Source organism: Maridesulfovibrio sp., assembly GCF_963676065.1.
In the GTDB taxonomy this organism is placed as follows: domain Bacteria; phylum Desulfobacterota; class Desulfovibrionia; order Desulfovibrionales; family Desulfovibrionaceae; genus Maridesulfovibrio.
Window position 1 is genome coordinate 3,986,388 of the sequence record NZ_OY780933.1, and the last position, 21,307, is coordinate 4,007,694.

Genomic DNA, 21,307 nt, shown 5'->3' on the forward strand with positions numbered 1-21,307 from the left:
CTCCACTAAGCGTTACCGCTGATACGGCAGTAAGTTGTGAGCGGACAATCAGACTCGGTGCCGTCATGATGAGCCTGTGCATGAGTACTGCACAAAGCAGTATCGGTATCGACAAACACATGATCCTTACCGATCTTCTCAAGCAAATGAGTACGCTCGAGAACATCCATAACACTTTCGTTGACTCCTGAGAGGGATATATCCCGTCCTCCGCTTCTGACAGTATCAACAATAAGGGACAAGGCTTCCTCGCCCGATGCGTCAATATCGTTCATGCCGCTACATACAAGGATAATGTGCCTCAAATTGGGCATATTCAGCAGTCTGTCGGTAATCTGATCTTCAAGAAAGCTCGCATTGGCGAAAAACAAAGGACCGCCGAAACGCACAACCGCAATGTGATCGCATTCACGCAGGCCGTGGGCACTGGCATCACGCAGGACTTCATCCTTAGCCTTGGACAATGCAACAACGCGGGGGCGCATGCTTTTGTACAGAAACACACCAAGTGAGAGGGCCACACCGATCATTATACCCTTGTCAAGGTGCGGAGCAAAGGCCAGAGTCGCAACAAATGATATAATTGAAATGGCACCATCGTATCTCTGGGCCTTCCAGGCATGGATGAAACCGGATGCGTTGATAAGCCCGATTACAGCCATCATGATAACAGCCGCCAGAACTGCCTGCGGCAGATGGTAAAGCAGCGGTGTGAAGAACATCAGGGTTACAGCTACGATAGCAGAAGTGAATACACTTGAAAGACCGGTCACGGCGCCGGCCTGCAGGTTAACCGCAGAGCGGGAAAAAGAACCGGAAGCAGGATAGGCGGAACCGCATGCACCAATCATGTTGGCAAGTCCCTGACCGATTAGTTCCTGGTTGGGATCAAGTCTCTGACCGGTTTTCGCAGCCATGGCCTTTGCGATGGAGATAGCCTCCATAAAACCGAGCAGTGAAATAATCACCGCAAAAGGCAACAGTTTGAAAATTACTTTCAGATCTAACTCAGGTACAGCCAAAGCCGGAAATCCCGAAGGAATATCCCCGACAACCGCACCGCCGCCCATCATTTTAAGGGAGCCGGGGTTAAGTTCTTTGTTACCTACTTTGATACGCCAGGTACGTCCGTCGGTGGTCAGCCCGGCAGGCACTTTATCTTCCACGTAAAAGGCAGTACTTCCGTCCGCCTGTTCTACCCCGGAAAACAGAAGATTACGCAATGCTGCACGCTGTTCATGTGATTTATGCTTAAGCAGGTTTACCTGATAATTGACCACGGAAAGATCGTGCTCCGCATCATAATAATCGATCTGATTCTTTTCAGCTTTGGCTTTGTCTTCGAGAGCTGAAATTTCAGTACGCTTGACCGCTAAGGCTTCAATGCCTGCAACAGACTTATTAAAATCCTTGATCAAGGTCTGAACCCCGGCATCCTGAATTGCGGAAATCTCGACTCTGGCATCATGGTTAAAACCGGTAGCCCATGAGAGCAGCGTGGTAATGACAACCGCACAGAGCACATTGGGGATCTTCGGATTTATCCGCTTAAGCCCCACCATAATCGCAAAAGCCAAAACCCCCATACCAAGTGTCGGTAAGTGGGTATAATGAATGGCCCCCTTGATAACCCTCATGATTGTTTCAAAATGCAATTCGGCTTTATCCACATAGACGCCGAACATCTTCGAAAGCTGTGAGGAAGCGATGATAATTGCCGCGGCATTGGTAAATCCGTTAACGACAGGATGAGACAGGAAGTTAACCACCAAGCCAAGGCGCAATACGCCGAGCAGGAACTGGAAAGCACCTACCAACAGAGCCAGCAGTAATGCGTAGGCAATATAACCTTCGCTGCCGGCTGTGGCCAGAGGCTCCAGTGATGCTGCTGTCATAAGAGAGACAACAGCAACCGGTCCGGTTGCCAACTGCCGACTGGAACCGAACAAGGCTGCCACCATGGGCGGAAGCAACGAGGCGTAAAGCCCATAGTAGGCAGGCATGCCCGCCAGCTGCGCATACGCCATGGACTGGGGAATAAGAACAAGAGCAACGGTCAGGCCGGAAATTATATCCGCCCTGAAAGCGCCGCCGCTGTACTTTTTGAACCAGCCCAGAAAAGGAAAAATTCTAGTAAGCATGAGATAAACACCCCTAATTAGATTTCAACATCCTGCGGACAGACCTGATCAATTCATTGTACAGGGCCCCCGCATCGTAGAGATTAAAATTTTTGAATCTCACTAAACCATCTACCATCGTGAAAATAATGAGTGCACTCTTTCTGGGGATAACATCGGAAATGGAACCATCTTCCAACCCCTTTTGGATAGCCTGTTCAAAAAGAATGACCAGACAATTATAAATGGCTTCAAGATGTTCCCGGAATTCAGGTCGGCTTTCGGCGAACTGATACAAAAAGTGTCGGTGCAAAAGAAGAAACTGATACTCCATACGTCCTGCAAGAAGAAGGTAAAACGCAACCACCTCTTCCATCATTTCAAGACCTGACCCGGGAGCATGGTGATCCATGTGGGCCTCAAACTCTTCAAGTATCCTGTACTTGCTGGCTTCAAGGATCTTCAACAGAAGGTGTTCCTTGTTCTTGAAATGATAAAAAATAGTTCCTTCCGCCGCTCCGGTCATCTTGGACAATTCCTGCATGGAAGTGTCGGTAAATCCCTTATTGGCGAAAAGAATGGTGGCAGCCTCCAGTATTGCCGCCTTCTTTTTGGACATCTTAGTCATTATTTCTCCTCTTTCAAAAAAAACCGACTGAGCACTCAGTATTAACACAAAATAATCTGGATCGAGGTTCAATGTCAACCCGTCATTTTTTTCACAAGTACTTAGTAAATAACGTATAAACAACTGTTTTTAAATAAATTATGTGCAAAATCATATAAATTTAATACATGATCTTTTTTTCACATACGCTCAATTAAGCAAAAAACTGAGGCAGCACTCGGTTTTTATTAAACTTTTTTTAAAATTTTAAAAAAAAAATTAAATTCTAAAAAAAAGAAACCCGGTCCAATGCGTATTGGACCGGGTTTCTAACGAAACTATATTTAAAAAAATTATTTGAAATCGTTCAGCACTCCACCGAGCACCTCAAGATATTTCCTCAACATATCCGGCATTATGTCAGCCATGTGTCCAACCCGGAAAATCGGAGATTCACCTTGCTCTGCAAGTTCCTTATTGATCTTCCCGTAGCCGGGATCAAAAAGATAACCATGCCCGCGCATGAGCTCCTTAACTTCCTTCAGCTTCTCAATGCTCATATGAGCAGGAGTCTTGAAGGTAGTGAGACTGGGAGAACGAAATCCTTCCTGCGCAAAAAGTTCATAGCCTTCCATGGTTTCCACCCACTTATGGGCAATGGACCGCATTTCCTCATGGCGCTTGAAGCGTCCTTCTACGCTCTCTTCATTAACTATATAATCCAACTGAACACACATCTGGTTGGCGAGGGTGCCGTTGGGTGTGGTCAGTGTCTGGTTGATCTTAGCTTTGCCAAACTGTGCTATTATATCGGTAGTGTAACCGCGATTAGTAACAGACTCAGCCTTTGCCAAAGCCTTCTCACTCACAAAACCGATGCCGAAACCTGCAGGAAGCCCCAGCGATTTCTGGGTGGATGTGCAATACATTAAAGGCTTACACTCATTTATCATCGCCGGAGCACCACCAAAAATGGAGACTCCATCGATGATCGCCTCAGCACCGTGAGCATGGATCATTTCGCAAACCGCAACAACATCATTGACCACTCCCGTGGATGTTTCGTTGTGGGTAAAAGTCACCAGATCCGGCTTATGCTCCTTAAGCGCAACTTCTAATTCTTCCAGATTGATGGCGCTGCCGTAGGGGAACTTTAGCTGTACGGCATTCTTCCCGTTAAGCACTGCCATCTGGTGAAACAGATCTCCGAAGGCGCCGACTGAAACGTTAAGGACCTTCTCGGAATCCGCAACAAGGGAACGGACCGAAGCCTCAAGAACATTGGTACCTGAACCATTAAATATAATCGGGGTGTACCCTTCAGGATTCCCGGCAATGGCTTTCAGATTGTTCATTATCGATCCGAACCGCTTGGGATTCTCGGAATCCCTGTGTCCGAACTCAGGAAGCAGCCCGGCTTTACGCACTTCCTCACGCAGAAGGATGGGCCCGGTAATAAAAAGCTGAAGTTCTGCAAAATCGTCACCGATCATTTATAGACCCTCTCTTTTCCATATTTATTAATTTTTGAGATATTTATTACGGATTACGAAATGAGACCAAGAAATTTAAATTTCGATAAATATTGAGTTGGAAATAATCATTCAGTTCAACCATTTCTGTCAAGCATTAACAACATACAGACCTTTACATTCTGTGGTGCGGTAACTATATATGTACTGATCCGGCATTTATTTTAAAGTCCCATGTCATTGGCAGAAAAAGGGCTTTTACCGGTCAATCAAAAACTATTTAGCATTTCCCAATCCTCTGTCTTCCAAAACATAGACAATTAATTCAGAGAGTTATTAAGATAGGCTTAAATTTTTTAGGCTAAAAAAATCATTATTTTGCAAAATAGTTGCTTGATTTTAACCACTGTGGTCACTATATTCCCTTTTTTCTTCACAGGATGGTGTTCTGCCTCCCTGTAAAACAAAAACTATTCACGGTAAGATATTATGCCTCAATTAGGTCCCCATATTTCCATTCCCGCCGAAGCCCTGTTGCAACGGGTGCTCGGCCTTGATCCCTTTGAATTTAAAGGTTGGCCTGAAGATGTACGCACCCTTGCGGAAAGCATCGCAGCCGAACTTTTTCTTGTACGATACAATCCGTTTATCGATCCTGAACTGGTTCGTAAATCTGTATCCCGCACCCTTACTTTGGCCCGCCCGACCCTTTCCGGAGAATTTCCGCAACGCTTGACCCGTGCTGTTGAAAATTTCTGGCTCAAGCAAGATGCGGACAAGGAATTTAAGGACAGGTTCATTGAAAAGTTGAAAGAGATTCTGCCCGAGCACTGTATCGGTCTTGATCCGCACACTATTGTCCAGTCCGCAACAGACGCGACCGACCTGCGTATTGAATTACCCATCGCAGTACTCTTTCCTGAAGAGACCGAGCAGGTCCGTGCCATTGTACGCCTTGCAAATGAAATGCAGTTCGGCCTGATCCCGCGCGGCGGGGGAACCGGAGCTACAGGTGGCGCCATCCCGGCCCTTGACCGCACAGCCGTGCTCTCTCTTGCCCGGTTCAAAAAGATTCTGAGCGTTGATACCGAAAGCATGACTCTTTGCGCACAGGCAGGAGTCATCACCCTTGACGCCATCAATGCTGCGGACAAAAAAGGTGTACTTTTCACCGTTGACCCGGCATCCAAAGCCGGATCTTCCCTTGGCGGTAACATTTCCGAAAACTCAGGCGGACCGTTCGCCTTTGAGTATGGCTGCACGATTGATAACATCATCAGCTATAAAATGGTTATGCCCAAAGGAGAACTCATTGAAGTTCGCCGTAAGGGACATCCCGGACACAAAATTTTCGCCCATGAAAACGCCACCTTTGAAATCTTTGATTCCAAAGACCGCCTCATTGATACCATTGAACTGACAGCTGAAGAAATCCGCACAACCGGACTCGGCAAGGACGTGACCAATAAATATCTCGGCGGACTGCCCGGCGTACAGAAGGAAGGGGTCGACGGCATCATTACTGAATGCTGCTTTGCCCTTTACCCCAAGCCCAGCAACTCAAGGGTGCTTTGCCTCGAATTCTACGGCAGATCCATGCGCAACGCCATGATGGTCATTAAAGACATCGTCGCCCTGCGCAATACCATCCGTGAAGAAGGCGACCTTGTAAAAATCTCAGCACTTGAAGAATTCGGTCCCAAGTACGTGCAGGCTATTAAATATGTTAAGAAGTCTGACAAATACGAAGGTGATCCCATCTCCGTGCTCATTCTGCAGTTGGATTCCGATGATGTGGATGCCCTGCAAAGTGCGGTAGATACCATCCTTTCCATTGTCCAGCCATACGACAGTGTGGACATATTCGCCGCCCGCGACGACAAGGAAGGGGAAATTTTTTGGGAAGACCGCCACAAGCTTTCGGCAATCGCAAAGCGCACTTCCGGCTTCAAGGTAAACGAAGACATTGTCATTCCTCTTGAAGTAATACCGGACTTCTCGGACTTCCTTGAAGATCTGAACCTGATTTACCTCGCCAAAATATACCGCCGTTCCCTGCTTGCAGTCAAAGAACTGAAGGGATTCCCGATTGAAGAGCCCAAGGTGGAACTGGCCCTTGAGAGAACCACCAACATTCTCAAAGGCAAAATTACCGGAATGGACATGAGTGATCAGGAGCTGGAAGGGCAGGTTCATTACCTCTTTCAGGAACTACGCGACGAATTCCCCAAACTGGATTCGGACATCAACTCTATCCTCAAGAAGCTTAAAGAAAAGCGCATCGTCATCGCCAACCATATGCATGCAGGCGATGGTAACTGCCACGTGAATATCCCGGTCAACTCCAATGACCCGGACATGCTGCACAGTGCCCACGAAGCTGTCGACGATGTTTTCAAAAAAGTCCTTGAGCTCAAGGGAGAAGTTTCCGGTGAACACGGTATAGGTATCACCAAAATCGATTACCTTTCCGAAGCAAAGATCGAGGCCATCAAAACCTATAAGCTCAAGGTGGACCCGCTCAATATTCTCAACCCCGGTAAGCTGACCCGCAGGGATCTTCCTTCTCCGGCGTACACATTCTCGTTCAACAGGCTCATCAATGACCTGAACAAGACCGCCATCAAGGACAAAGAGCACCTGATGGAGCTGCTCCAGAATATTCAGACCTGCACCCGTTGCGGAAAATGCAAACAGGTCTGCCCCATGTATTTCCCGGAACAGGGACTTATGTACCATCCGCGTAACAAGAATATCGCGCTTGGCGCATTAATCGAGGCCATCTACTACTCTCAGGTTCAGCTCGGTGCACCGTCCGCGCATCTTATGACCAAACTGCGTAAAATCATGGAGCACTGCACCGCCTGTGGTCGCTGCACTTCTGTCTGCCCGATCAAAATTGATTCTGCCGGGGCCGCACTGCAGATACGGTCTTTCCTCGATTATAAAGGAACCGGCGGGCACCCCATCAAGAATGCTGTTCTCGGCTTCGTTGCCAAGGACCCGCAGAGCAGGCTGCCCAAAACCGCTAAATTCCTGTCCCTGTCCGCAGGACTGCAGGCCAAGGCAATCGGGCTTATTCCCGGACACTGGCGCAGACGCATGGAATCCCCCATGCTGCACAGCAAGACACCGGCCATGGATTTCCGCAATTTAACCGAATCCATAAATTTGAATCAGGGTTCCATGTTCATGCAGAACACTCCGGCACCGGACAGTGTATACTACTTCCCCGGCTGCGGAGCCTCCCTGTTCTCAAAAGATATAGGCATGGCCACGCTGTACCTGCTGCTTAAGTCCGGCGTAAATGTAATAATGCCCGCAAAGCATCTTTGCTGCGGTTATCCACTGTTGTCCAGCGGTTGCATTGAGGCTTACAAAACCAACCGCCACCGCAACATAAGTGACATACAATACCGTATAGCCAAGGCTTCCATCGCAGGGATGCATGTTTCCACCCTGATTACCGCATGTGGAACCTGCCGCGAATCCCTTGAGTCCTATGAATTCAGGGAACTCGGATACGATATAAAACGCAGTGATGCGTTGCAGTATCTGCTTCAGAATCCCGGCGAACTTGATTTCAACGCAGTCTCTGCCACGCAGGAAGTTCTGTACCATGCCTCCTGCCATAACGAATGGACTGACGTGAAGAAAAATAAGGCCCCGGAAATCTACCGTAAAGCTGTCGCTGATCTTCTAGGAGCGGAGGTAACTCTTTCTCCCGGATGCTGCGGCGAATCCGGTCTGGGATCAATCACCAGTCCTGAAATCTACAACAAGCTGCGGGACCGCAAAGGAACCCAGCTTAAAAAAGATCTTCAGGGACACGACAAAAACACACCAATACTGGTAGGCTGCCCGTCCTGCAAAGTGGGTATCAAGCGTAATATGCAGACCCTCAAAAAGCAGAACCGGGTACTCCATACCGTGGAATACCTGGCTGAAGTCATCGGCGGACCCAAATGGCGCAAAGATTTCAAGAAGGAACTCGAACGCGCCACCCGACAGGATGAATTGGTATTGATTTAAAAGAGACATCCTTATATGAAAGCTCTAGGTATAGACTTCGGAACTAAGCGCGTGGGTCTGGCGATTACCGACCCGGATCAAATGTTCGCGTTTCCGTTAAAGGTAATGCAACGAACTACCCGCGACGCTATGTTCTCTGAATTACTTGAGATTATAGATAATGAAAAGGTCGGCGACATTGTCGTCGGCCTTCCTCTTTCTATGGCCGGCGAAGACACCCTGACTACACGGCAGGTGCGTAACTTTGCTGCTTCACTGGAAAGAAGAGTTGATTTACCCATCCATCTTGTTGATGAAAGACTCAGTTCAATTGCTGCGGAAGATGAACTTAAGGAGGCCGGACTTTGGGACCGGAAAAGGAAAAAAAATCTGGACAGTCAGGCGGCGAAGATAATTCTGGAAACGTGGCTCGCCCGAGCTTGATGCTGCGTTTTGTGATGCCTGCCATTGCCTTGGGGTGTATGGCACTAATGCTGGTAGGAGCTTGGTTCATCTACCGCAACTGGACTTTTATGAATATCCCCCCGGAACAGGAAGGGCGTGAGGTTCTTTTCACTGTAGAACAGGGCCAGCCTCTGTGGACAATTGCCACCGATCTAGGTCGGGCCGGGCTGATCACGGATGTAAAACAGTTCCGTGAATATGCGCAGGTACAGGGCAAAGCCTCAAAAGTACGGGCAGGAGAATTCAGCCTTTGGTCCAACATGACTGCCCCGCAGATCCTTGAAACCCTGACCACCTCTTCCGGCATCCTGCATAAATTTTCCGTCCGTGAAGGACTCACATGGTGGAATACGGCGGAAAAAGCAGACCAATCGGGACTCACAGACTACGCGTCTTTTAAGAAGGCAGTATACGATCCGGAACTTCTGGCTGAATTTCATATCCCCGCCAAAAATGCGGAGGGATACCTTTTCCCGGAAACCTACCTGCTGACCCGGCCCAAAAAGGAAAGCGGCAAAGTCATAGTCAAAACTATGCTCAAAGAATTCCGTGAAGCGGCAAACAAGGCATGGAATGGTAAAATCCCCTCCCCGGCAGAAGTATACAAGACAGTAATCCTTGCTTCCCTTGTAGAGAAAGAGACAGGTGATGCAAGTGAGCGCAGAACAATTGCCGGGGTTTTCGTAAACCGTCTGAACAAAGGTTATCTACTGCAATGCGACCCTACCATCATCTACGGATTGGGAGAAACATTTGACGGAAACCTGCGCAAAAGACACCTTACTGATAAGTCCAACCCCTATAATTCTTACCAACACAGGGGGCTCCCTCCCGGACCGATATGCTCTCCGGGGCTTGAATCGCTCAAAGCAGCCATTAACCCCGAGAAACATTCATATCTATACTTTGTAGCCAAAGGAGATGGATCACATTACTTCAGTAAATCTCTCAAAGAGCACAACGCCGCGGTTAAGAAATACCAGCTTCGCAGAAACAGAAAAACTTACCGCTCATATAATTAGATTCCACCCACATCTCTAAAGAAAAGACGGTCTTGAATAAGAATACTCAAGACCGTCTTTTCTTTTTTAAATTCTGCCGAATACTGCACATTAAATCTTTTCCCGAGCCTCCTGCTCTGTCTCATAAACAGAAGCTATTTGGGTAATACCCATGGAATCCAGTACACAGCGAAAATTATCTGAAAGACCGGCTATCAGCACATCACAGCCGCGGGTGCGGGTCTTTTCAACCAGCTTAAATAAGCAATCCATCGCCGCCCCGTTGATGGATGACTTTTCCTCAAAAACCAATAGAAAACTCCCTTTCGCGGTGGCAAGAGCCTCATCAAAAACATCAAGCAGCAGCCCCTCTGATTTGGAGGTAAGGTTCCCGGTTACCTTGATTAAAGCAAGGTCTTCTTCAAGGGTGAGGCTGATATCGTTCTGCCTGCTTCGGGAAAATTTAATCCTGTCTGCAGAGAGCTGAAGTGCTTTTTCCAGTTCTTCACGCTTGACCGGTTTATTGAGAAAATCCGTTGCGTCAAGATTAAGGGCCTTAATGGCAAGATCCATATCTCCATGCCCGGTGATGACGATGACTTCCGAGTCCGGCGACATGGATTTAATCTTGCCCAGAACCTGCAGCCCGTCCATACCCGGCATTTTAATGTCAGTCAGGACCAGATCCGGCCTTTCCGTATCAAACAAGCTGATTCCAGATTCTCCGTTTTCAGCGGTCAGAACCTCATGCCCGTATGCGGTAAGCAGCATCCGAAACATGTTCAGAGTCGCTTTTTCATCATCAATTACAAGAATTCTACTCACACCCAACCCCTGAATATACTGTCTATTTAACGTTAAAATATAACTATTTTTTAATTTTCATCCGGGGCAGCCGGGAAAGATATAATGAAAGATGCTCCTTTTCCCGGTTCACTTTCAATATCTATGCAGCCCTTATAGTCTCTTACTATGCCATAGGTAATGGCAAGACCCAACCCCATGCCATATCCTACCTCTTTGGTACTGAAGAATGGTTCAAATATCTTATTACGGACTTCATCAGATATACCGGCTCCGGTATCTGATACACGGGCACAAACCATCCCATCATTCTCATAAGTATATATATTAATGAAATCTTCGTTGCTCGGTTCAATTTTTTCCCGCTTTTCGGAAATAGCATCGCGGGCATTGTTCACCAGATTAAGAAAAACCTGCTGCAACCGGTTATCCTCTGCAACGACCTTTGGCAGACTGTCTCCAAGATTCAGGCGTATATAGATATTCTGCAACTCAAACTGCTTGGTAACCAGTGCCAGAACCCCGCTCACCGGTGCATTGATATCCACCTTCTCCGTCTTTAGACCGGACTTCCTCCCGAACGCACGAAGGGCACTGATAATCTCTGCTGCGCGATCAACCTGCGTACTGACTTCACGTGCTACCTCCGCAAGCTGTGAACCGGGAATATCACGTCCCTGCTCTGCCATAAAGGCTAGGTATTCACTGCCGATTTTGATGGCATTGAGCGGCTGATTAACTTCATGGGCCACCCCGGCGGACATTTCACCAAGTGATTTCATTTTGGCGGCCTGCACCAATTGGGCGTCTTTTTCAATAATCTCTGTCACATCGTTGACTGCCACAATCATGGAAGGCTTGCTTTTATAAGTAATGGGACAGACATGCATGTTCACATAAACCGGATTACCACCCTTACGATAATGAATTATTTTAGGATAATAGACACATCCGGAAGGGCCTCCGTACTCTTCGAAAGCCTTTATGCATTCTTCGTTGGCTTCGGGTCCGAGTCGTAAAAACTGCGCCCCTATCAACTCAGACCGGGAATAACCGTAAAGTTCTGTAACCCGCGGGTTGGCGTCGATAATTGTAAAATCATTACATGAAACCACCAGAACCGGGTCCGGCCCGCTATCGAATAAAGATTTATATTTCTCCTCCGATTCACGCAACCTGCGCCTGTAAAGCTTGATAGACCAGACCATGTTACGGAAACTGTCCGCCAGTTGGACAACTTCGTCACCCTCCCGCTTGTAGTAAAAATAGCAATCCCGGCACTGTTGAAGGTTGGTATGACCATCCATCTCGGGGTTTCCGCCATAAGTGGAAAGATCAAAATGCCAACAGGGAAAATCTGTATTGTAATACGCCGGACAATTGGAAGCACTCCAGTCCGCTCCACCGGCAAGCAGATCAGGACTGATATCAAAATTCCCGCGTGAAAGTTCATCTGATACCCGGGTCAGAGTGCTGACAGGCTGAGTGATATATTTAGCAAGGCGGTAGCTGATCAAAAAAATGATGATTACCACAAAGGAGATGAAGCCGAGAAAAGTGAACCTGAGAGTTGAAACCAGCTGATCGATATGAATCTTGTTCAGCCCTACATGGACAGTACCTATGCGGTAAAGACCTTCCTTGATGGGCACCGCAATATCATAGGCCGAAGTCCTGCCCAGATCGACACGGCGCACAGATTTCTTCTCACCTTCGGGAATCGGATTAGCAAGATCAAGTCCCTTGGGAAAGGGCTTAGTAAATGTGTGACAAAGAACTTCCCCATCCTTGCCCAGTATATAAATGTAAGTGATCAGATGCTGTCTTTCGCGCAGAGTGGCTTCTTCAAAAGCAAGACTGAGCAATCTGGGATAATCCTTATCCAGAATGTAACCGCCTCCGCGCTCAGCGATGGAATAAGCAATGGCCACCCCGCGCAGTTCCAGTTCCTTGGTCAGGGAAGAGACTAAAATCCAGCGGGCCAGCAAGGCGATGACAGCACTGATGATCAGGATAACCCCTAGAGTTGAGAAAAAGATCTTATTCTTGAGAGTCAGCCCGGAAAAACGTTCCATGAGCTTCTCTTTTGAAACAGAAATCATTTTGTGACCCTCTGTTTCAAAAGACCCCAATCACTGATCAACTCAAATTTTCCATTCCTGAAACGGGTAAAATACACCTTATCCATACCCTGATGGTCCATCGCACCATACGAAACGGTGACCCCCGGAGCTATCTCATATTTGTTCATGGATTCAATGGCCTTGATAAAACCATTACGGCTGAGCTCCCGGCCGCTGCGTTGTAGACCCTCTACAAGTATGCGGGCATTGAAAAACCCCTCCAGCCCTACAAGGCTGGGACTATCCTCTGGGTAATATTTATCAAGCAGTCTGATGTAGTCAGAGGCCTCGGACTCCGCAAGGTCATTATCATCGGCAAAAGGCGGAACCACCTGCGACATGATAATCAGTTCATCCTGAAAATTAAGTTTACGCGCAAATTCACGCGCCCCCATGAATGATACAGTATAGTAAACCGGGCTGATTCCTTCCCGTTGCAGACTGTTCATAAACTTTATACACGGTCCGCTGGTACCGATCATGAAAACTGCTTCGGCTCCGGAATCCTTTATGCGCGCCACTCCCTCGCTCACGTCAAGAGAACCTCTGGTATAGGAGCCCCTTGCCACCGGTTCAAGGCCGTAATCTTTCATGGCCAGCTCAGTACCGGTCAAACCATCAAAACCGAATGCGTCATACTGGTAAAAAACTGCTATTTTTTTAATACCGAGATCTTCAACCATATGACGCACGGCCTCTCTTGTTTCCTGATAGTAGGAGGGCCGGATATTAATTACATAACGGCTGAACGGTTTTCGCAGGGCGTCCGCCCCGGTGAACATACCAAGCAGGGGGATACGGGCATCAGTCACCAGCGGCAGAACCTCTACGGTAGTAGGAGTTCCCACATAGCAGAACAGAGCGAATATCTTATCCTCAATGATCAGTTTCTGTGTATTTATCAGACATTTCGGAGGATCATAAGAATCATCATAAGCAACCACTTCCACCGTCCGGCCGTGTACACCGCCGTTAGCATTAACATAGCTCAGGTAAGCCAGTGCCCCATGCAGGGTCTGAGTTCCCAGATAACTGGCATGGCCTTCAAGGGCCAACGAAGACCCCAGAACTACTTTATCAGCATAAATTCCGGCGTTTTCGTTTTCCTCAACCTCAATGGATACGGTGCTGTCGCACGCATACAGCAACAGAAGCAGGATCAAAAATAATATTTTCTTCATAAATCAGATCTAGTGTTCAGGATGGTTCAGACTCATGGCCATAACCGCCTGTCCCTTAAAGAGAGAACTCCGTTTACGTGGCGGAACCTTCAGGCTACGCAAGAATTGAAAACTCAACCGGGTCATCCCCCGGCCCATGGCCCGGGCTGCACGCACCTCAGCATAAATAAGGTGCGGCTGAAAAACCTTACGGCCAGGGTTATAGATCAACATGCACAAAATGACTTTATTATTACGGGCAATTACATTGCCCCCCTTGCGAACCACGGCAGTAAGCGCGATACCGCCTTTTGATATATCGAGCACCTGCTCTGCGGATGGATTGGGAATTCTGAATTTACGATTATCGATGAGCACATCCGGTTCGGATTTATCCAGAATATAATCCAGATCGTAATCGTCCGACTCAAGCTGCCAGATTTTAATCTTGATGTAGCGCTGGTCCGCAACCTTGCGCCGGGCAAAAACTCTTCTCTTGATAAAACCGAAAGATGAGCGGCGAGTTATGACCATTCCTTTTTCATCAGATTTACTCTTTACCTGACCGATGAAGGCATTAACTTTCTTTTCGCCCCGCAGCATTTCAGAGAATATGCATTTTACCTGAGTGCCGGGATCAATGAATTCTCCACTAACCAAATCCTTAAAAGTAACCACCACATCGAGACCTTCAATCCCGCTGACGTTAACCACGGCCGCAAGAGAACGCTGACCGGAGCGCTCGACCAATACGTCCAGCTGCATTTTACTCATGACCAGCTTATTTAGGATATCTTCATCGCTGGAAACCTTCCACGGTTCGTTTCCGGCAGAGATATTCCGCGCGACTCTCCTCACATGCTTTTCTTTGTCATTCAGTTCCTGATAATCAATTTTTAAACCGAAAGGAGTATTTTTCAGCAACGTGTAAATAAATTTTCTCCAGCTGTATTTTTTCACCCAGTAGCAGAACAACAGCACCAGAATACCTGCAGCCAAAAACACAAAAAAGATTTTAACTTCTCCGGGCATGGGAGGCAGGCCGTGGAAAGTATCCTGGATAGTCCCCAGAAATTTTGAGTCTACTTTCGACTGTATCATAAGAACGTTTTTACTGTAAAAATTAAGAGCAACTTCACCAACCTTGCGGCGTACAGGCTCAGTTCAAAATAATAAATCAAAACAAGAAAAGAACAATCTATGGGACAACTATACTCTTATTGTGAATAAGGATATACACTACATTTTATAAAATTATTTAATTATTTTTTTCATAAACTACCTCTTGCCGAGGTCGAATACAATATGTAAATATGATTTCAGTTTGGTAGCAAAGGAGGAAGGTTTATGGTCGGAAAAATTCTAGTTGTGGATGATGAAGTACACATCCGGATGCTTCTAGAGCAGACTTTGGAAGAACTTGAAGACGATTTCGACGTCGAGTTGCTGTCAGCTGAAAATGGGGAAGAAGGGTTGGACTGTATTCGCGAAGAACGTCCGAATCTGGTTTTTCTGGATATCATGATGCCGTACATGAACGGCTATGAAGTCTGTCAGGCTGTCCGCGAGGATGAAGAACTTTCAAATGTAACAATCATACTCCTGACTGCAAAAGGACAGGAGGCTGACCGTAAACACGGCCTCGAACTCGGAGCCGAACGTTACATGACCAAACCTTTCGATCCAGACGAAATTCTTGAGGTAGCCAAATCAATTCTGAACATAAAGGACTGATGAACCCCACATGAATGCAGGACTGAATCCGGAAATAAATCTAAAAAGAATTATTAAGCCCAAAAAGCTGAAATCCTTCTTACAAAAAGCGCTGCCGCTACTCCCCGAAGACTCGGTTCTCTGCGTCTATTGTGATGAGTTTCCTATTTTCTGTGATGAGCCCGTAAGCCATTCCTTTGCAGAAACAATCCACAGCCCTATCAAGACACCGACCGGTGCGAATCTCCACCTCGGCACTTTCATTCACAACCGTGCAGAACTTTCAGGTCCGCAACAGAATCACATCAGGTCCATACTGGAATTTACCGCCTTTTCCATCTCAAATTATATTGAATCCGAAACCGCCAGAAGGTTGATCGGGGAAGAAACCTTATCCAAATACAGGGAACTCGCCCTCCTGCACCGCTCCATAGTGGAACTGAACAATTCCCTGAGACTGAAAGATGTAATTACCGCCCTTACCAACGAATGCAAAACTTCAGCATTACCAGCTGAAATGGGTGCGGTTTTCCTGCCGGAAGAAGAAGGATTCACAATATTTGAAAGTTTCGGCAATGTATCCACAGATGAATTGAAAAATCTTGTGGAGTGCGCACTTTTCAAAGACATCATCTCCAGCCTGCGCGGCGAAATAATTAACGATGTCAGCAAAGATAAACGCTGTCAGGGTAAATTATACGGCAAAATCCGCTCCATGCTGATCATGCCCATTCCATCGCCCAATGTCTGTGAGGGAGTCCTGGTGCTGACCTCACCCGAAACAAACGCTTTCAACGCGGCCAATCTTAAGCACGTTGGCACCCTCTCATCAGTTGCCGGAATTTCCATCAGTAACGCATACAATTTTGAATCCATACGAGTGCTTATGGATGCACTTCTCAAGGCACTGGCGGAAGCAATCGACGCAAGGGATCCCTTCACCGCCGGCCACTCAGAAAGAGTCGCGTATCTCGGAGTTTCATTTGCGAGACAGATTTCGCAGGATAATGAAAAATTTCAGGACATAAATTTTACTGATGAACAGCTCAGGGAAATTTTCTATTCCGGCATTCTGCATGATATCGGCAAAATAGGCATCAAGGAAGAAGTCCTGACCAAGAAAACCCGGCTGCCCAAATCCATGATTGATGTAATCGGCATGCGCTTAAAACTTTTCGGCATCCACCACATGCATGCGTGGGAAGATGATTATAAACGCCTCAAACGCATCAACTCGTCTTTAAGCCCGAATAAAGAAGACCTTGATTTTGTTGATTCCATGAGTTTCATAAATTTTAAGGTAAACGGCTCCACCATCCACATGCTGCAACCGGAGGAACGGGAGTGCCTGACCGTACAACAAGGAAACCTGACCGATGAAGAACGCATGGAAATAGAACGACATCCGGCAGAAAGTAAAAGAATCCTTGAACACATTCCCTTTCAGGACGATCTTTCCCAACTGCTGACTATTATCGGTCAGCATCATGAAAGAATGGACGGTTCCGGCTATCCGGAAGGCATAACCGGTGAACGAATTCTTATCCAGAGCCGCATTCTGTCTATTGTGGACATCTATGATGCAATAACTCAGGAAAGACATTACAAACCCGCAACCCCAAAAGAAAGAGCTCTGAAAATCCTTGATCTTGAAGCCGGAGAAGGCAAGCTGGACCGGGATTTGGTAGACCTGTTCATTAATAATATTTCTGAAATCGAAGCTGGAGCCGAGTCAATCGATCTTGATCGTCCGGTCTCTACGAGGTTCTGTAAAATACCAAACTACAATATGAATTAACTTACCCCGGACAATTATCCCGGAGTATTTTTTTTGTCCGCAACCAGCCAGAAGATTCAGTGGGAAAAGGGAATCCCAAGGCTGCAAACTCTTGGAATTTCCGGTATGAATAAAACCTTATCCGCCATCGTTATATTTCTACTCACAGTAACCTTGTTCTGCTCCTCTGCAGAGGCCAGGCCTCAAAAGCCTTTCCTGCTCGGAATGTCTGCAGCCTTTACCGGACACAGCAAAGCGCTGGGAATCGAACTTTATCGAGGGGCACAAGCTTACTTTGATAAGGTTAATGAACAGGGAGGAATCAACGGGCGCAAAATTGTTATCAAATTCATGGATGACGGATACAACCCCGAGCCGGCTATCCGCAATACTATCAAATTTGTCAAGATAGACAAAGTAGACTGCCTTTTCAGTTATGTGGGCACTCCCACAGTTACCCGGGTTCTTCCAGTCATCAAACATTTCAACTCCAACAAACCGGAATACCTGTTCTTCCCCTTTACCGGTGCCCAGCCGCAACGGGAATTTCCATATGAAGAGTATGTATTCAACCTGCGGGCATCATATCGGCAGGAAACATGGGGACTGGTCCATAATCTTTATATGATAGGACGTAAACGCATAGCCGTGCTTTATCAGGCCGATGCATACGGAAGAAGCGGTTGGGACGGAATCCGCAAGGCATTAACGGAAAAAGGCTTAAATATTGTTGCTGAATCAACGTACAGACGGGGTGCTGCCTTTAAAGATTCGATGAAGAGGCAGGTAGAAATAATCAAAAAAGGCAAACCGGATGCCGTTATTTCGGTAGGGACATATGAGGCCTGCGCGGCTTTTATCCGCGATATGCGTGACGCAGGGCTAAATATACCGATCTGCAATCTTTCATTCGTGGGCAGCGAAAACATGCTTGAGCTGCTGTCCAAGCTTAATAAAGATACGGGCAAGGATTATTGCGCCGACCTGATCAATGCCCAGACCGTCCCCAGTTATGAAGACACCAGCCTTCCGGCTGTCCGGGAATACAGGGAGGCCATGGCCGAAGACCCACAGCTACCGGCAGGATTCGGCAAAGGCTACCAGCCCCTTAAATATAGTTTCAGCAGCTTTGAAGGCTTTCTCAATGCCAAGGTCATGACCCAGATTCTGAAACGGGTTTCCGAGCCTCAATACAGGGGGAACATCCAAGCTGCGACTCTGTCCATCCGCAATCTGGATATTGGGATCGGTACTGATATCAATTTCGGACGCGGCAGGCATCAGGGAATGGACGAGGTTTACTACTCCACTGTTTCCCATGGAAAATTCGTACCCCTCAATGATTGGAGGAGGTGGAGCAAATGAAAATGTCAAAAATTTTCCAGAAAACTCTGCTCCTGAACTTTGTTCTCTTCGGTGTTATTTCCACTTCCATGTCTCTGGTCTCTGCTCTGACCCTGCATGACCATATGGTGGCCGAATACATCAGTAAAGGTAAAGCCATCGCCAGCAGTATTGCCAGCTCAAGCGTGGAAATTCTGCTCAACAGAGACGCATCTACCATCCAGTCCATGATCAACCAGTTCAAAGACAGCGATGGAGCTGCCTATGTATATGTTCAGGATTCCAACGGAGAGATTATATCGCATACTTTTGTGCCCGAGGTTCCCGAAATACTAAGCGGAACCAGCATTCGTCCTGAATCGATTTCCATCCGTGAATTGGACATTCCCGAAACCGGTGAAGTAATCGATATTACCAAACCAATTCTTGCGGGTATGGCCGGTTATGTCCATGTGGGTATGGACAAGGAAATAATCAACAAATATGTCTGGGCGGCCATCGCCAAACTTCAGGTGGTCATGTTTTTCATATTCTGGGGCAGTGTCTTCATCCTTTATATGATGGTCAAACGCATTTCAGAGCCGCTCAACCAACTCACGGAATACGCAAAAAAGCTATCGGATCACGACTTTACTGCTGACATCGAGATCACTTCCAAAGATGAGATCGGTCTGCTCGGCGGAACCATGAAAAATATGGCCGACGAACTGACGACATTGATATCCGGACTGGAAAAATCGGTTAACTCGGCAACCAGTGAGCTACAAGATACCCTGACCTACATGGAAGTCATTATGGACAACCTTGCGGACGGGCTGCTTGTGGTGGACATCAACGGCAAGATTTCCGTGACCAACCCGGCCCTGACCGACTTATTCGGCATCACTGAAGATGAAATAAGGGACAAAGAGATTAATACATTTTTTCCTCAGGAAATGACCACCCTTTTTGAACTGGCCAAAGGCAGTGACCATGAAGCCTTTTCAGCTGAAATCCATCTGCCTAACCGCAAGACCGGGAAGGCTGTTGCCACACCTATTCATAAACTTAATTCTGAAGAAGAGTATAACGTCTGCCTCGGAGCGGTAATACTGGTCCGTGATATTACTTATGAAAAAGAAGTTGATAACCTGAAGACGGATTTCATCTCCACAGTATCCCATGAACTGCGCACGCCCATGACTTCAATCCTCGGGTTTGCTAAAATCATCAGGAAAAAACTGGAAAAATCTGTTTTTCCTATTTGCGAAGCACCCGATAAAAAAACACAACGCGCAATCACTCAAGTGCAGGATAACATCGAAATCATTGTTTCAGAAGGTCAGCGACTAACTGAACTAATCAACGATGTGCTCGATATCGCCAAAATGGAGTCAGGCAAGATCGACTGGAAAAAAGTCCCTATCGATATTACCGAAGTTATCAATACTTCCGTTCAGACCACTACCCCGCTCTGGAAACCAAACGACCTGAAAATGATGATTAATGTGGAGGAAGACATCCCCACCATGTACGGGGACAGGGACAGGGTTTTGCAGGTTCTGGTCAACCTGATTTCAAATGCGGTGAAATTTACGAATTCCGGTTCCATCACCTGTACGGCACGCGCGCACAATGATGAAATTTTGGTCAGCGTCAGTGATACCGGGAGCGGTATTTCCCCTGAAGACCAGAAAAAAATATTCGAGCGATTCAAGCAGGCAGGAGACACCCTGACCGGAAAACCCAAAGGGACCGGACTGGGGCTGCCGATCTGCAAACAGATTGTAGACCACCATAAAGGACGCATCTGGGTGGACAGTAAGCTGGGCGAAGGTAGTTCCTTTCATTTCACCCTTGCCATTGATACACCGGATCAAAGCACTCCTGCACCGGTGACAAGAAATGTTAACCGGGAAACAAATCCGGGCTGTTCCGGCAGTCCGCTGATTATGGTTGCCGATGACGATCCGGCCCTGAACGAATTCCTTTCACAGGTACTAGAAGAGGAAGGATACCGGATCATAACTGTCACCAATGGACAGGAAGCGGTGGATGTAGCAAAAAAATGCATGCCGCAATTAATCACCATGGACCTTAAAATGCCCGTTATGGATGGGGCTCAGGCCATTACCGCACTGCGACAGGATCCATCGACCAGACACATCCCGGTCATTGTAATAAGCGCCCTTGCCGAAGGGCAGCAGGCAGGAGGAGACGCCGCACTGATCAAACCGATTGATGAGAAAAGGCTTGTCGAAACCATCCACGGCCTGCTGCAGGAAGACCTGATCATGACCGATCCATGCATGGTACTCGGTAAAGAGAACGATCATCAAACAGAAAACCTGCTGGTAATTTGTCCGGGTAAAATTAATTATTGTCCTCCGGCAGAGCTTTGGAACCGCGTCTCTTCGGGATTCAAAGGCACCATATTCATAACTGCGGAACTTAGTTCCAGTCTCGATCTTGACAGGTTATCACAAACCCCTGACGTGCAGATTGTTATTTTACCTGAAAACTGATATTTTATATTCTATGGAACAACCAACAGAATATGGAATAAAAAAATTCGCCAGTTGCAAAAAATGCTCATACACAGCTCCGCTTGCCTCATTCAGTAGGCAAGCGGGTCTTTTCACAGCTAATCTGATTCTAATTTGCCCTGTATGCGAGTTGACATTCCCCGCAGACAAAAACTCACTGTTTGATAGCTCTAAATCGTTGCCAG

The 21,307-nt window shown here is 47.1% G+C and carries 14 protein-coding genes; 7 read left to right on the top strand and 7 right to left on the bottom strand.

The window, feature by feature from the left end; genetic code table 11:
* Nucleotides 1-5: 5 nt before the first annotated feature.
* The 3 genes from ACKU35_RS18010 to ACKU35_RS18020 form a co-directional block, all read right to left on the bottom strand.
* Complete coding sequence (locus ACKU35_RS18010) at nucleotides 6-2,141, bottom strand: SulP family inorganic anion transporter (protein WP_319761472.1); 2,136 nt, start codon at nucleotides 2,139-2,141, stop codon at nucleotides 6-8.
* A gap of 13 nt (nucleotides 2,142-2,154) precedes the next feature.
* Entirely contained in the window at nucleotides 2,155-2,748 is a 594-nt protein-coding gene (locus tag ACKU35_RS18015) for a TetR/AcrR family transcriptional regulator (RefSeq protein WP_319761474.1), read from the bottom strand.
* 332 nt (nucleotides 2,749-3,080) lie between these two features.
* Nucleotides 3,081-4,220: an aminotransferase class V-fold PLP-dependent enzyme gene (locus tag ACKU35_RS18020; RefSeq protein WP_319761476.1), complete on the bottom strand. Its 1,140-nt coding sequence runs from the start codon at nucleotides 4,218-4,220 to the stop codon at nucleotides 3,081-3,083.
* 468 nt (nucleotides 4,221-4,688) lie between these two features.
* Between ACKU35_RS18020 and ACKU35_RS18025 the strand changes: the two genes are divergently transcribed.
* From ACKU35_RS18025 to mltG, 3 genes are read left to right on the top strand one after another with little or no spacing between them, the layout of a single operon-like run.
* A complete protein-coding gene (locus ACKU35_RS18025; protein WP_319761478.1) occupies nucleotides 4,689-8,231 on the top strand; it encodes an FAD-binding and (Fe-S)-binding domain-containing protein in 3,543 nt (1,180 codons plus the stop codon).
* 15 nt (nucleotides 8,232-8,246) lie between these two features.
* On the top strand, nucleotides 8,247-8,654 hold the full coding sequence (gene ruvX, locus ACKU35_RS18030) for a Holliday junction resolvase RuvX (RefSeq protein WP_319761480.1): 408 nt from the start codon (nucleotides 8,247-8,249) through the stop codon (nucleotides 8,652-8,654).
* Nucleotides 8,576-9,697, top strand: a complete 1,122-nt coding sequence (mltG, locus tag ACKU35_RS18035) for an endolytic transglycosylase MltG (RefSeq protein WP_319761482.1) — start codon at nucleotides 8,576-8,578, stop codon at nucleotides 9,695-9,697. Before ruvX ends, mltG begins: the two co-directional genes overlap by 79 nt.
* Nucleotides 9,698-9,787: 90 nt before the next feature.
* Here the strand turns inward: mltG and ACKU35_RS18040 are convergent, their stop codons facing one another.
* The 4 genes from ACKU35_RS18040 to ACKU35_RS18055 are packed head-to-tail and all read right to left on the bottom strand — an operon-like array spanning nucleotide 9,788 to nucleotide 14,864.
* Nucleotides 9,788-10,501 carry a response regulator gene (locus ACKU35_RS18040; RefSeq protein ID WP_319761483.1) on the bottom strand — a complete coding sequence of 238 codons (714 nt, stop codon included), beginning with the start codon at nucleotides 10,499-10,501 and terminating at the stop codon, nucleotides 9,788-9,790.
* A gap of 50 nt (nucleotides 10,502-10,551) precedes the next feature.
* Nucleotides 10,552-12,582, bottom strand: a complete 2,031-nt coding sequence (locus ACKU35_RS18045; RefSeq protein WP_319761485.1) for an ATP-binding protein — start codon at nucleotides 12,580-12,582, stop codon at nucleotides 10,552-10,554.
* Entirely contained in the window at nucleotides 12,579-13,784 is a 1,206-nt protein-coding gene (locus tag ACKU35_RS18050) for an ABC transporter substrate-binding protein (protein ID WP_319761487.1), read from the bottom strand. Before ACKU35_RS18050 ends, ACKU35_RS18045 begins: the two co-directional genes overlap by 4 nt.
* 9 nt (nucleotides 13,785-13,793) lie before the next feature.
* Nucleotides 13,794-14,864, bottom strand: coding sequence for a hypothetical protein (locus ACKU35_RS18055; RefSeq protein ID WP_319761489.1), 1,071 nt, complete (start codon nucleotides 14,862-14,864; stop codon nucleotides 13,794-13,796).
* Between the two features lie 246 nt (nucleotides 14,865-15,110).
* Here ACKU35_RS18055 and ACKU35_RS18060 point away from each other — a divergent pair, with 246 nt between their 5' ends.
* The 4 genes from ACKU35_RS18060 to ACKU35_RS18075 are packed head-to-tail and all read left to right on the top strand — an operon-like array spanning nucleotide 15,111 to nucleotide 21,101.
* Complete coding sequence (locus ACKU35_RS18060) at nucleotides 15,111-15,497, top strand: response regulator (protein WP_319761491.1); 387 nt, start codon at nucleotides 15,111-15,113, stop codon at nucleotides 15,495-15,497.
* 10 nt (nucleotides 15,498-15,507) lie between these two features.
* Nucleotides 15,508-17,274 (top strand): HD domain-containing phosphohydrolase, encoded by a 1,767-nt coding sequence (locus tag ACKU35_RS18065; protein WP_319761493.1) that lies wholly within the window; start codon nucleotides 15,508-15,510, stop codon nucleotides 17,272-17,274.
* A gap of 33 nt (nucleotides 17,275-17,307) precedes the next feature.
* On the top strand, nucleotides 17,308-18,618 hold the full coding sequence (locus tag ACKU35_RS18070; protein ID WP_319761495.1) for an ABC transporter substrate-binding protein: 1,311 nt from the start codon (nucleotides 17,308-17,310) through the stop codon (nucleotides 18,616-18,618).
* Nucleotides 18,615-21,101: an ATP-binding protein gene (locus ACKU35_RS18075; RefSeq protein WP_319761497.1), complete on the top strand. Its 2,487-nt coding sequence runs from the start codon at nucleotides 18,615-18,617 to the stop codon at nucleotides 21,099-21,101. Before ACKU35_RS18070 ends, ACKU35_RS18075 begins: the two co-directional genes overlap by 4 nt.
* The last annotated feature ends 206 nt before the right edge of the window (nucleotides 21,102-21,307 follow it).